Consider the following 11,566-nt stretch of genomic DNA (forward strand, 5'->3'; position numbering starts at 1 on the left):
TTGACGGCCGCTGTCTTGGGCGGTGCCGTCCTGTTATGATGAGCGCCCCCGGCCAAACCCCGGGGCAAAAGAAGCCGTATTTAACCACAAGCGCGCAGCCGAAACCAAAGGCTGAACGCCCGTCGATTCGAGCATGTCCGAGATCATTCAACTTAGCGCAGAGGTCCCGTCCGAACTGGGCGGCCAACGCCTCGACCAGGTCGCCGCCCAATTGTTCGCCGAGTACTCGCGTTCGCGCCTGTCCTCGTGGATCAAAGATGGCCGCCTGACCGTCGATGGCGCGGTGCTGCGGCCGCGCGACACCGTCCACACCGGCTCCATCCTGGCCCTCGAGGCCGAGCAGGAGGCCCAGGGCGAATGGGTGGCTCAGGACATCGAGCTGGACATCGTCTATGAAGATGACCAGATCCTGGTGATCAACAAGCCGGCCGGGCTGGTGGTCCACCCGGCGGCGGGGCACCCCGACGGCACCCTGCTCAATGCCCTGCTGCACCATGTGCCGGACATCATCAACGTACCGCGCGCCGGTATCGTGCACCGCCTGGACAAGGACACCACGGGCCTGATGGTGGTGGCCAAGACCCTGCAGGCGCAGACCAATCTGGTCGACCAGCTGCAGAAGCGCTCGGTCAGCCGCATCTACGAGTGCATCGTGGTCGGCGTGGTGATCGCCGGTGGCAAGATCGACGCCCCGATCGGCCGCCACGGCGGCGAGCGCCAGCGCATGGCGGTCACCGATGGCGGCAAGCCAGCCGTCAGCCACTACCGCGTGCTCAAGCGCTTCCGCTCACACACCCATGTGCGGGTCAAGCTGGAGACCGGCCGTACCCACCAGATCCGTGTGCACATGGCGCATGTGGGCTATCCGCTGGTCGGCGACCAGACCTACGGCGTGCGCTTCCGCATTCCGCCGGCCGCCAGCGTGGCCATGGTCGAGGCGGTGAAGAACTTCCCGCGCCAGGCCCTGCACGCCCGCTTCCTGGCCCTGGATCACCCGACCACCGGTGAGCGCATGGAATGGGCCTCGCCGCTGCCGGACGACTTCCTCTGGCTGCTGTCGCTGCTCAACGACGACCGCGAGAGCTTCATCGGATGAGTGGCCTGACGCAGGCGCTGATCATTCCCGACTGGCCGGCCCCGGCCTCGGTACGCGCCTGTGTCACCACCCGCGAGGGCGGCGTCAGCCTGCCGCCCTATGAATCCTTCAATCTTGGCGATCATGTGGGCGATGACCCCGCTGCGGTTGCCGAGAACCGTCGTCGCCTGAGCGACGAATTCGCCATCCAGCCCGCCTGGCTCAAGCAGGTGCACGGGCTGGTGGTGGCCGATGCCGATCCCGCCGTGGTCGCCGAGGCCGACGCCAGCTGGAGCGACCAGCCGGGCATCGCCTGCACCGTGATGACCGCCGATTGCCTGCCGGCCCTGTTCTGCGACCGCGCCGGCACCCGCGTGGCCGCCGCCCATGCCGGCTGGCGCGGGTTGGCCGGTGGCGTGCTGGAAGCCACCCTCGACCGCCTGGCCCTGCCACCTGAAGAGGTGCTGGTGTGGCTGGGCCCGGCCATCGGACCGCAGGCGTTCGAGGTGGGCATGGAGGTGCGCGATGCCTTTACCGCCGTGCATCCAGAGGCAGCCGTGGCGTTCGTCGACGGCGAGCGGCCGGGCAAGCTGATGGCCGATATCTACCAGCTGGCGCGAATTCGCCTGGCGGCATGCGGTGTTACTGCCGTGTATGGCGGTGGGTTCTGCACTGTCAGTGATCCGCGCTTTTTCTCCTACCGCCGCACCCCTCAGGGGGGGCGGTTTGCTTCACTGGTGTGGCTCAGCCCTCGCTGAGCCTGGGGCCGCTTCGCGGCCCAATCGCTGGCAAGCCAGCTCCCACATGCCAAAGTCTGTACTGCCCCTGTGGGAGCCGGCTTGCCGGCGATTGGGCTGCGCAGCAGCCCCGGCAATATCAATCCCACCACCACCCTGCTGACCTCCGTCAACCCCGCTACGCTTGAATCTTCCAGAATCACCCTTATCTATTGGTCATCTCAGGCAGGTTCATCATTACAGGTGCTGTCCATCGCTCCGCCTGCCCTTTAAAGGAAGGTATCCCCCATGCGAATAGACCGACTGACCAGCAAGCTGCAACTCGCGTTATCCGATTCCCAATCCCTGGCCGTGGGCATGGACCACCCGGCCATCGAGCCCCTGCACCTGCTGCAGGCGCTGATCGACCAGCAGGGCGGCTCGATCAAGCCGCTGCTGATGCAGGTCGGCTTCGACGTCAACAGCCTGCGCAAGGCGCTGACCAAGGAGCTCGACCAGCTGCCGAAAATCCAGAACCCCACCGGCGACGTGAACATGTCCCAGGACCTGGCGCGCCTGCTCAACCAGGCGGACCGCCTGGCCCAGCAGAAGGGTGACCAGTTCATCTCCAGCGAGCTGGTGCTGCTCGCCGCCATGGACGAGAACAGCAAGGTTGGCAAGTTGCTGCTCGGCCAGGGCGTGAGCAAGAAGGCCCTGGAAAACGCCATCAACAACCTGCGCGGCGGCGCGGCAGTGAACGACGCCAACGCCGAGGAATCGCGCCAGGCCCTGGACAAGTACACCGTCGACCTGACCAAGCGCGCCGAGGAAGGCAAGCTCGACCCGGTAATCGGCCGTGACGACGAGATCCGCCGCACCATCCAGGTGCTGCAACGCCGTACCAAGAATAACCCGGTGTTGATCGGTGAGCCCGGTGTGGGCAAGACCGCCATCGCCGAAGGCCTGGCCCAGCGCATCATCAACGGCGAAGTGCCCGATGGCCTCAAGAGCAAGCGCCTGCTGGCGCTGGACATGGGCGCGCTGATCGCCGGCGCCAAGTACCGCGGCGAGTTCGAAGAGCGCCTCAAAGGCCTGCTCAACGAACTGAGCAAGCAGGAAGGCCAGATCATCCTGTTTATCGACGAGCTGCACACCATGGTCGGCGCCGGCAAGGGCGAGGGCGCCATGGACGCCGGCAACATGCTCAAGCCGGCCCTGGCCCGTGGCGAGCTGCACTGCGTAGGCGCCACCACGCTCAACGAGTACCGCCAATTCATCGAGAAGGACGCAGCCCTCGAGCGCCGCTTCCAGAAGGTGCTGGTCGAGGAGCCGAGCGAGGAAGACACCATCGCCATCCTGCGCGGCCTGAAAGAGCGCTATGAAGTGCACCACAAGGTGGCCATCACCGACGGCGCGATCATTGCCGCGGCCAAGCTCAGCCACCGCTACATCACCGACCGCCAGCTGCCGGACAAGGCCATCGACCTGATCGACGAAGCCGCCAGCCGCATCCGCATGGAGATCGACTCCAAGCCGGAGGTGCTCGACCGCCTCGACCGGCGCCTGATCCAGCTGAAGGTGGAATCCCAGGCGCTGAAGAAGGAAGAAGACGAAGCGGCGAAGAAACGCCTGGAAAAACTGACCGAGGAAATCGAGCGCCTGGAGCGCGAGTATTCCGACCTCGAAGAAATCTGGGCCTCGGAAAAGGCCGAGGTGCAAGGTTCGGCGCAGATCCAGCAGAAGATCGAGCAGGCCCGCCAGGAACTGGAAGCCGCGCGCCGCAAGGGCGACCTCAGCCGCATGGCCGAGCTGCAGTACGGGGTGATCCCGGACCTGGAGCGCAGCCTGCAGATGGTCGACCAGCACGGCAAGACCGACAACCAGCTGCTGCGCAACAAGGTCACCGAGGAAGAGATTGCCGAAGTGGTGTCCAAGTGGACCGGCATCCCGGTGGCGAAGATGCTCGAAGGCGAGCGCGAGAAGCTGCTGAAGATGGAAAGCCTGCTGCACGAACGGGTGATCGGCCAGGACGAGGCGGTGACCGCCGTGGCCAACGCCGTGCGCCGTTCCCGCGCCGGGCTGTCCGACCCGAACCGCCCGAGTGGTTCGTTCCTGTTCCTTGGGCCCACCGGGGTGGGCAAGACCGAGCTGTGCAAGGCGCTGGCCGAGTTCCTCTTCGACACCGAAGAGGCCATGGTGCGCATCGACATGTCCGAGTTCATGGAGAAACACTCCGTGGCGCGGTTGATCGGTGCCCCGCCAGGGTATGTGGGCTATGAAGAGGGCGGTTACCTGACCGAAGCCGTGCGCCGCAAGCCGTACTCGGTGGTGCTGCTCGACGAGGTGGAGAAAGCCCACCCGGATGTGTTCAACGTGCTGCTGCAGGTGCTGGAGGATGGTCGCCTGACCGACAGCCACGGCCGTACCGTGGACTTCCGCAACACCGTGATCGTGATGACCTCCAACCTGGGCTCGGCGCAGATCCAGGAACTGGCCGGTGACCGCGAAGCGCAGCGTGCGGCAGTGATGGACGCGGTGGGCGCGCACTTCCGCCCGGAGTTCATCAACCGTATCGACGAAGTGGTGGTGTTCGAACCGCTGGGCCGCGAGCAGATCGCCGGTATCACCGAGATCCAGCTTGGCCGCCTGCGTGGTCGCCTGGCCGAGCGCGAGCTGTCGCTGAGCCTGAGCCCGGAGGCGTTGGATAAGCTGATCGCCGTCGGTTACGACCCGGTGTATGGCGCACGGCCATTGAAGCGTGCGATCCAGCGCTGGATCGAGAACCCGCTGGCGCAGTTGATCCTGGCGGGCGAGTTCCTGCCGGGTGCGGCGATTACCGCGAAGGTGGAGGGCGACGAGATCGTCTTTGGCTGACCCGCAGTAAACGAAGAGCCCCGCGTCAGCGGGGCTTTTTTATGTGTGCTGTCCGGCCTTATCGCGGGGCAAGCCCGCTCCCACGCCGATCTGCGCCAGAAGATACCCAATGCGTGGGAGCGGGCTTGCCCCGCGATAAGGCCAGTGCAGGCAGCGCAAACCCCTGATTTTCCGGCTTCCCAGCTAACTTGCTGAAAATTTTGAAAAAAGTGCTTGCACAAAAATCAGAGTGCCCCTAATATTCGCCCCGCTGTCAGGCACTGAGCAGATCGCCAGCAACACCGACGATCTGAAAACAACTTACAAATCAGTAAGTTGAACGAAAAAAAGTGGTTGACAAGCAAAACGAAGAATGTAGAATAGCCGGCCTCAGCAGCGACAACGCGAAAGCGGATAGCCAAAGAGATCGAAGCTAACACAGGCTTCGAAGCAGTAAAGATGTACCGAAGTTCAGTTCCGCGATAGCTCAGTCGGTAGAGCAAATGACTGTTAATCATTGGGTCCCTGGTTCGAGTCCAGGTCGCGGAGCCAATCTCGGGGTGTAGCGCAGTCCGGTAGCGCGCCTGCTTTGGGAGCAGGATGTCAGGAGTTCGAATCCCCTCACCCCGACCATTTTCCGGGTCGTTAGCTCAGTTGGTAGAGCAGTTGGCTTTTAACCAATTGGTCGTAGGTTCGAATCCTACACGACCCACCATGTAAAAAGGGCATCTCGAATGAGATGCCCTTTTTCTTTTGTCCGCGATTTATATCCCCGCCCTTTGCTACCCTGTGGCCTTCGCCCGCAGGAGTGCCCGCGCATGCCACTCAAAGCCAGTGTTTTCATTGCCTCCAGCCTGGATGGCTTTATCGCCCGCGAAGACGGCGGCCTCGATTGGTTGATGGGGGCGACTCAGTCCAGCGACGACCATGGCTATGCCGGTTTCATGGCGGGCGTCGATACGTTGGTAATGGGGCGCGGCACCTTCGACAAGGTCATGACCTTTGGTGAGTGGCCGTACCCTGATACGCGAGTGGTGGTGGTCAGCAGTACGCTCGAGGCACTGCCCAGGGGGGGGTCAGGGCGCGTCGAGCTGCATCCGGGGCCGATCCCGGCGTTGCTCGAGCACCTACAGGCCACAGGCGCAAAGAGCCTCTACCTGGATGGCGGCAAGCTGATTCAAGGGTTCTTGCGCGAGGGGCTGGTGGATGAGCTGACCATCACCCACATTCCCGTGCTGCTGGGGCAGGGGATACCGTTGTTCGGCGAGTTGGCGAAGGATGTGCTGTTGCAGCACATGAAGACGACCAGTTACGAGAGTGGGTTCGTGCAGAGCACGTATCGCGTGGTCAGATAAATCGCGTCAAGGCCATCGCTGGCAAGCCAGCTCCCACAGGAGCGCGCATCCTTGTGGGAGCTGGCTTGTCGTGGCGACGAACCGCAGCGAAAGGGCTGCAAAGCAGCCCCAGGATCTTGAATCCTCAGTGCAGCTTCAGGCGAGGCTCAGTCCCGCGCCCAATCTTGCTGCCCAGCATCAGCATCAAGGTGCGGAAGGTCCCATACAACGCCATCTGGTGCATGCGATACAGCGACACATAGAACATCCGCGCCAACCAGCCCTCCAGCTTCACGCTGCCCATCAGGTTACCCATCAAGTTACCCACCGCCGAGAAGCGCGACAGCGATACCAGCGAGCCGTAGTCCTTGTACTCGTAGGTCGGCAGCGGTTTGTTCTCCAGGCGCAGCTTGAGGCTCTTGGCCAGCAGCGAGGCCTGCTGGTGCGCGGCCTGGGCCCGTGGCGGCACGTTGCGGTCGGTGCCCGGCTGCGGGCAGGCGGCGCAGTCGCCGAAGGCGAAGATGTTGTCGTCCAGGGTGGTCTGCAGGGTCGGGCGCACCACCAGCTGGTTGATGCGGTTGGTCTCCAGGCCGTCGATGTCCTTGAGGAAGCCCGGCGCGCGAATGCCCGCCGCCCAGACCTTCAAGCTGGCCTGGATCACTTCGCCGGCCGCTGTCTTCAGGCCATCCTCGGTCACTTCGCTGACCGCGGCATTGGTCATCACCGTCACCCCGAGTTTTTCCAGGGTCTTGTGCACCGGCACGCTGATGCGCTCCGGCAGCGCCGGCAACACCCGTGGGCCCGCTTCGATGAGGGTGATGTGCATGTCTTTCGGCTGGATCTTGTCCAGGCCATAGGCTGCCAGCTCGTGGGCGGCGTTGTGCAGCTCGGCCGCCAGCTCCACGCCGGTGGCGCCGGCGCCGACGATGGCCACGCTGATCTGCTCGCTGGCCACATCACCGGCGTGGGCACGCAGGTAGTGGTTGAGCAGTTGCTGGTGGAAGCGCTCGGCCTGCTTGCGGCTGTCGAGGAACAGGCAGTGCTGCGCCGCGCCCAGGGTGCCGAAGTCGTTGGTGTTGCTGCCCACGGCGATCACCAGGGTGTCGTAGCCGATGGTGCGCGCAGGCAGCAGCTCACGGCCCTCGTCGTCGAGGGTCGCGGCCAGCTGGATCAGTTTGCTTTCGCGGTCCAGGCCGCTCATGCGCCCCATCTGGAAGTTGAAGTGGTTCCACTTGGCCTGGGCCACGTAGTTCAGTTCGTCTTCCGAGGAGTTCAGCGAGCCGGCCGCCACTTCGTGCAGCAGTGGCTTCCAGATGTGCGTCAGGTTGGCATCAACCAGGGTGATCTCGGCCTGTTTGCGCTTGCCCAGGCTTTTACCCAGGCGGGTCGCCAGTTCCAGGCCGCCGGCGCCGCCGCCGACAATCACGATGCGATGAGTCATGGGGATATCTCACAAGTTTTACGGAATTCGTGGACACAAGGTCCGGCCGCATCCGGCATGAGGGGCGGGCGAGCGCGAGGCAGCTCATAGCACCAGTCCACTCAGCAGGCGGCTCAACAGGCCCAGACCGATGGTCACGGCCACCACCAGCAGCAGGAGCAGCCACGGCCGGAAGGGCCGGCGCTCGACTTGATGCTGGGGGGCGCTCAGATACTCATCGACGCGACGCTGATCTTCAGGATTCAGGCGGCTGGTCATGGTGGGCCTCGTCAGATAGACGTTCGTGACTGCGTGCACGCCACAGCGCTCACGCAAACGCATGGGTCGAATGATAATGCTTTCTATCCCTGGCGCCGAGTGTACGTGATCGCAAAGACACCCGGCACTGGATCAAAGACTGATGCCTACGTCGAACACGATGCTGCGCCCCAGGTTGCCGCGCAGGAAATCCGGCGCGTCCGGGTGGGCGAACAGCACCCGGGCGAAGGTCGGCCCCACCAGCGACAGCGACCGCCAGCCCTGGCGCAGGTATTCGGTGGGCGGCGGGAAATGGCTGTTGAGGTCGAGCACCTCGCGCTTGAGGCTGGCGAAGGCGATGATGTCCAGCTCGCTCAGGTCCAGCCCGCGCTCGCGGTAGTTGTGCGATTTTTTGCGCAGGGTCGGCGCCAGGCGCGCCAGCAGCTCCTGGGCGCTGATGCGCCGGGGCCGCTGCTCGCGGCGCACCAGCTGGGCCAGGGAGAAGGCGCTGCGCCGCCGTTGCAGCTCCTCGCGCCATTCATCGTTGAGCCGGCGGCCCTCGTCGAGCACGAAGAACACCTCGAACGCCGCGTCGCGGAACAGCACGTCCGGTGGCTCTTGCCCGGCCGGGGTGAAGTCCTCGCTGCGGTAGGGGATGTTCAGCCCTTGCAGCAGGCGCTGGCAGACCCAACGCTCGCGCTCCCATTTGCGGGCATTGGACAGGAACGCATTGGCTTGCTCGGCCTGGATGGTAAGCAGGCGGAGGTAGTCTGAGTCATCCATGGGGACAAGCTTAGTCGCTAATTGATGACGGTAAGATGCTGTTTGTGCGTAGGAATCAGCCCAGCACCAGCCATTGCTGCACCACCCCCAGCAGATGCAACAGCCCGCCGCCCAGGCAAATGGCCGAACTGACCGCGATAAACCGCCGGCTGCGCCCGGTGCCGGCCAGCACCAGCGGCCCCAGCAGGCCCCGCGCCAGGTACACCAGGGTGATCAGGCAGATCACCGGCAACAGCAAGGGCAACGGGCGCATCAGCCCGGCCGCCGACAACGCATAGGCCGACCAGACGAGCAGCACCGCCGCGATCGCCGCAGTGACCAGGGCCGGGTAGGCGCGCCCTTGCTCCGCCGCCCTGGCCATGCGCTCGCCGGCGCCGAACAAGCGGTACCAGCGTGGACCAACGACGATCACCGCCAGGTGTAGCACGCCGGCGATGGCGCTGAACGCCGCACCGAGCAGCAGCGGCAGGTTAAGTCCTTCAGGCATGGCGGACGCGTCCTGCATCGAAATGAGGTGCCAGCCTATAGCAACCGGCTGAAAGGGAGAATGGGTGTAGACTCAGGCTTGTCCACATGGCCGACAGGGATATTGTTCAGGTGATCAGCGCACAAGTCTTGTCCAGCACCAGCCTTACCCTTGGCTGGATAGGTTACGTGCCCCTGCTGATCTGGGCCGCCAGCCGCACCCGCTGGGTCGAGCTGTTCACTGACACCCGCCGCCAGCACCTGCTGTTCGGCACGGTGTTCTGCCTGTTCATACTCTGGCTGGTGCGCCGCGACTTTGATACCGGGGTGTCGTACCACTTCATCGGCATGACCGCCGTCACCCTGCTGCTGGACTGGCCATTGGCCGTGCTCGGCGGCTTTTTCGCCCAGCTCGGCCTGTTGCTGATGGGCCGCCAGGACCTTGCCGCCATCGGCGTCAATGGCCTGCTGATCGTCGGCCTGCCGGTGCTGGTCACCGAGGTGTGCGCGATCCTGGTCGAGCGCGCCCAGCCGCGTAACCTGTTCGTTTATATCTTCTGTTGCGGGTTTTTCCCGGCGGCGTTGACGGTGTTGCTGTGCCTGGCGGCGGGGTTGGGGGTGCTGTGGATGGACGAGCGTTTCGCCATGCCGGAATGGCTAAGCGACTTTGTTGGCTACCTATGGCTGATGATGTTCCCCGAGGCGTTCATCAATGGCACGGTGATCAGTGCGCTGGTGGTGTTCTGCCCGGAGTGGCTGGAGACCTTCAACCGCAGCCGCTATTTGCAGGCTCCGTGGAAGGATGAAGAGCGCTAAAGCGTTATCGAGTGGCCTCTCGCCGGCAAGCCGGCTCCCACACCGACCGCGTAAACCTAAAGCCAAGCGCCGTCCCTGTGGGAGCTGGCTTGCCAGCGATGGGCCGCAACGCGGCCCCAGGATTCAAGCAGCAGCTGTTGTTAAGGCTGCGCGATCCGTTTAGTGCCGCGGCTCCAGATCCCCCGAATACAGCTCATCCTCGGACTCCTCCGCCCCGGCGATCTTGTGCTCCTCGGCCGCCCAGGCGCCCAGGTCGATCAACTTGCAGCGGTCCGAGCAGAACGGCCGGAACGGGCTCTTCTCGCCCCATTCCACGGGCGCCCCGCAGGTCGGGCAATCAACGGTCATCGGCTGGCTCATGGCTGGCCTCCTCGTAAAGTCAGGTAAAAGTGGTGCAGGCGGTCGATCTCGTCGTGCAGCGATTGCAGGTCACGATCGTTGACCACCACGTCATCGGCATGGCGCAGGCGTTCTTCCCGGGCCAGCTGGGCCTTGAGAATCGCCTGCACCTGTTCCGCGCTGGTGTTGTCGCGGGCCAAGGTGCGTTGCACCTGCAACTCGGTCGGCGCGTCGATCACCAGGATGCGCTGGGTCTTCTGGTGCTGCCCCGACTCGATCAACAACGGCGAAACGTACACCGCATAGGGCGTCTCGGCCTTGGCCAGGTAGCTGAAGATCTCCTGGCCGATCAGCGGGTGCAGCAGTTGTTCCAACCATTGCCGTTGGCTCGGGTCGGCGAAGATCAGCTGGCGCAGGGCGCCACGGTCGAGCTGGCCGTCCGCCTGCAGCACGCCGGCGCCAAAGCGCTCGACGATGCTGGCCAGGGCAGGGCGCCCCGGCTCGACGACCCAGCGCGCGGCCTGGTCGGCATCGACCAGGTGCACGCCCAGTTCGACGAAACGTTCGGCGGCGGCGCTCTTGCCGCTGCCGATGCCGCCAGTGAGGCCAAGAATCCAGGGTGTGAAGGGCGCTGTGCTCATCAGGTTCCAAGCAGTTGCAGGTATGAGGCGACTATTTCATCACCCCAGAGCAATGCGATCCACCCCGCAATGGCCAGATAAGGCCCGAAAGGCAATGCCGCGCCCATTTGCGTGCGCTTGAAACGCACCAGCGCCAGCCCGATCAGCGCCCCCACCAAGGACGCCAGCATCAAGGTCAGCGGCAGGATCTGCCAGCCGCCCCAGGCACCGAGCATGGCCAGCAGCTTGAAGTCGCCAAAGCCCATGCCCTCCTTGCCGGTGATCAGCTTGAAGACCCAGTACACCGACCACAAACTCAGGTAACCCGCCACCGCGCCCCACAGCGCATCGCTCAGCGGCGCCAGCAGCCCGAAGGCGTTGACGATCAACCCCAGCCACAACAGCGGCAGCACCAGCACATCCGGCAGCAACTGGTGCTCGGCATCGATCAGGCTCAAGGCGATCAGCCCCCAGGTCAGCAGCATTACCCCCAGCGCCTCGACACCCGGCCCGAAATGCCAGGCCACCAGCAGCGAGAGCAGGGCGCTGCCCAGCTCCACCAGGGGATAACGCAGGCTGATCTGCGCCTTGCATCCGGCGCAACGCCCGCGCAGGGCCAAGTAACTCAGCAGCGGAATGTTTTCCCACGCACGGATCTGGCGCTGGCAGTGCGGGCAACGCGAAGCTGGCAGGCAAAGGTCGAAGCGCTCATGCTCGGCCTGCGGCAGCCCCAGCACCTCCTGCGCCTCCCGCTGCCACTGGCGCTCAAGCATGATCGGCAGCCGATACGCCAGCACATTGAGAAAACTGCCCACCAGCAACCCCAGCACCGCGGCCAAGGTATAGAAGAACGGCGGATGATCGACGATTACGGTCCAGGCATTCAT

12 protein-coding genes and 3 tRNA genes are annotated in these 11,566 nt (G+C 64.3%); 8 read left to right on the forward strand and 7 right to left on the reverse strand.

Going from position 1 to position 11,566, the window contains the following annotated elements; all coding sequences use genetic code 11:
- Positions 1-133 precede the first annotated feature (133 nt).
- The 7 genes from rluD (at position 134) to ACVWY1_RS08765 (ending at position 5,999) form a co-directional block, all read left to right on the forward strand.
- On the forward strand, positions 134-1,096 hold the full coding sequence (gene rluD, locus ACVWY1_RS08735; protein ID WP_038706814.1) for a 23S rRNA pseudouridine(1911/1915/1917) synthase RluD: 963 nt from the start codon (positions 134-136) through the stop codon (positions 1,094-1,096).
- Positions 1,093-1,833: a peptidoglycan editing factor PgeF gene (pgeF, locus tag ACVWY1_RS08740; RefSeq protein ID WP_111532043.1), complete on the forward strand. Its 741-nt coding sequence runs from the start codon at positions 1,093-1,095 to the stop codon at positions 1,831-1,833. The genes rluD and pgeF overlap by 4 nt, the downstream gene beginning before the upstream one ends.
- 267 nt (positions 1,834-2,100) lie before the next feature.
- The gene (gene clpB / locus ACVWY1_RS08745) at positions 2,101-4,665 is read left to right on the forward strand and encodes an ATP-dependent chaperone ClpB (protein WP_457378129.1); all 2,565 of its coding nucleotides are present in this window, start codon (positions 2,101-2,103) and stop codon (positions 4,663-4,665) included.
- A 455-nt stretch (positions 4,666-5,120) separates the two neighbouring features.
- Positions 5,121-5,196 (forward strand) — tRNA-Asn (locus ACVWY1_RS08750).
- Positions 5,197-5,200: 4 nt separating this feature from the next.
- Positions 5,201-5,277: transfer RNA gene (locus tag ACVWY1_RS08755), tRNA-Pro, on the forward strand.
- 6 nt (positions 5,278-5,283) lie between these two features.
- A tRNA-Lys gene (locus tag ACVWY1_RS08760) sits at positions 5,284-5,359 on the forward strand.
- Positions 5,360-5,462: 103 nt separating this feature from the next.
- The gene (locus tag ACVWY1_RS08765) at positions 5,463-5,999 is read left to right on the forward strand and encodes a dihydrofolate reductase family protein (protein WP_457378130.1); all 537 of its coding nucleotides are present in this window, start codon (positions 5,463-5,465) and stop codon (positions 5,997-5,999) included.
- Positions 6,000-6,123: 124 nt separating this feature from the next.
- Here the strand turns inward: ACVWY1_RS08765 and ACVWY1_RS08770 are convergent, their stop codons facing one another.
- The 4 genes from ACVWY1_RS08770 to ACVWY1_RS08785 all read right to left on the reverse strand — a co-directional run bounded on the left by ACVWY1_RS08770 (position 6,124) and on the right by ACVWY1_RS08785 (position 8,926).
- Positions 6,124-7,419, reverse strand: coding sequence for an NAD(P)/FAD-dependent oxidoreductase (locus ACVWY1_RS08770; RefSeq protein ID WP_102682146.1), 1,296 nt, complete (start codon positions 7,417-7,419; stop codon positions 6,124-6,126).
- Positions 7,420-7,503: 84 nt separating this feature from the next.
- Positions 7,504-7,677 (reverse strand): DUF3094 family protein, encoded by a 174-nt coding sequence (locus tag ACVWY1_RS08775; RefSeq protein ID WP_023631877.1) that lies wholly within the window; start codon positions 7,675-7,677, stop codon positions 7,504-7,506.
- A 132-nt stretch (positions 7,678-7,809) separates the two neighbouring features.
- On the reverse strand, positions 7,810-8,439 hold the full coding sequence (locus ACVWY1_RS08780; protein ID WP_038706811.1) for a DUF1780 domain-containing protein: 630 nt from the start codon (positions 8,437-8,439) through the stop codon (positions 7,810-7,812).
- A 55-nt stretch (positions 8,440-8,494) separates the two neighbouring features.
- On the reverse strand, positions 8,495-8,926 hold the full coding sequence (locus ACVWY1_RS08785; RefSeq protein ID WP_198755448.1) for a hypothetical protein: 432 nt from the start codon (positions 8,924-8,926) through the stop codon (positions 8,495-8,497).
- Positions 8,927-9,012: 86 nt separating this feature from the next.
- On the opposite strand from ACVWY1_RS08785, the gene ACVWY1_RS08790 reads away from it, so the two are divergent.
- A complete protein-coding gene (locus ACVWY1_RS08790) occupies positions 9,013-9,720 on the forward strand; it encodes an energy-coupling factor ABC transporter permease (protein ID WP_457378131.1) in 708 nt (235 codons plus the stop codon).
- Between the two features lie 159 nt (positions 9,721-9,879).
- Here ACVWY1_RS08790 and yacG read toward each other — a convergent pair whose 3' ends face one another.
- Genes yacG through ACVWY1_RS08805 form a run of 3 tightly spaced genes read right to left on the reverse strand, consistent with a single transcriptional unit; the run spans position 9,880 to position 11,566 of the window.
- Positions 9,880-10,080: a DNA gyrase inhibitor YacG gene (gene yacG / locus ACVWY1_RS08795; protein ID WP_011535705.1), complete on the reverse strand. Its 201-nt coding sequence runs from the start codon at positions 10,078-10,080 to the stop codon at positions 9,880-9,882.
- Positions 10,077-10,700 (reverse strand): dephospho-CoA kinase, encoded by a 624-nt coding sequence (gene coaE, locus ACVWY1_RS08800; protein WP_038706809.1) that lies wholly within the window; start codon positions 10,698-10,700, stop codon positions 10,077-10,079. Before coaE ends, yacG begins: the two co-directional genes overlap by 4 nt.
- A complete protein-coding gene (locus ACVWY1_RS08805) occupies positions 10,700-11,566 on the reverse strand; it encodes a prepilin peptidase (protein WP_457378132.1) in 867 nt (288 codons plus the stop codon). Before ACVWY1_RS08805 ends, coaE begins: the two co-directional genes overlap by 1 nt.

The organism is Pseudomonas sp. TE6288 (assembly GCF_054062095.1).

What these genes read in the sequence shown, in the direction of transcription:
- rluD (WP_038706814.1), top strand. Translation starts at nt 134, where the DNA reads ATGTCCGAGATCATTCAACTTAGCGCAGAGGTCCCGTCCGAACTGGGC.
- pgeF (WP_111532043.1), top strand. Translation starts at nt 1,093, where the DNA reads ATGAGTGGCCTGACGCAGGCGCTGATCATTCCCGACTGGCCGGCCCCG.
- clpB (WP_457378129.1), top strand. Translation starts at nt 2,101, where the DNA reads ATGCGAATAGACCGACTGACCAGCAAGCTGCAACTCGCGTTATCCGAT.
- ACVWY1_RS08765 (WP_457378130.1), top strand. Translation starts at nt 5,463, where the DNA reads ATGCCACTCAAAGCCAGTGTTTTCATTGCCTCCAGCCTGGATGGCTTT.
- ACVWY1_RS08770 (WP_102682146.1), bottom strand. Translation starts at nt 7,419, where the DNA reads ATGACTCATCGCATCGTGATTGTCGGCGGCGGCGCCGGCGGCCTGGAA.
- ACVWY1_RS08775 (WP_023631877.1), bottom strand. Translation starts at nt 7,677, where the DNA reads ATGACCAGCCGCCTGAATCCTGAAGATCAGCGTCGCGTCGATGAGTAT.
- ACVWY1_RS08780 (WP_038706811.1), bottom strand. Translation starts at nt 8,439, where the DNA reads ATGGATGACTCAGACTACCTCCGCCTGCTTACCATCCAGGCCGAGCAA.
- ACVWY1_RS08785 (WP_198755448.1), bottom strand. Translation starts at nt 8,926, where the DNA reads ATGCCTGAAGGACTTAACCTGCCGCTGCTGCTCGGTGCGGCGTTCAGC.
- ACVWY1_RS08790 (WP_457378131.1), top strand. Translation starts at nt 9,013, where the DNA reads ATGGCCGACAGGGATATTGTTCAGGTGATCAGCGCACAAGTCTTGTCC.
- yacG (WP_011535705.1), bottom strand. Translation starts at nt 10,080, where the DNA reads ATGAGCCAGCCGATGACCGTTGATTGCCCGACCTGCGGGGCGCCCGTG.
- coaE (WP_038706809.1), bottom strand. Translation starts at nt 10,700, where the DNA reads ATGAGCACAGCGCCCTTCACACCCTGGATTCTTGGCCTCACTGGCGGC.
- ACVWY1_RS08805 (WP_457378132.1), bottom strand. Translation starts at nt 11,566, where the DNA reads ATGAATGCCTGGACCGTAATCGTCGATCATCCGCCGTTCTTCTATACC.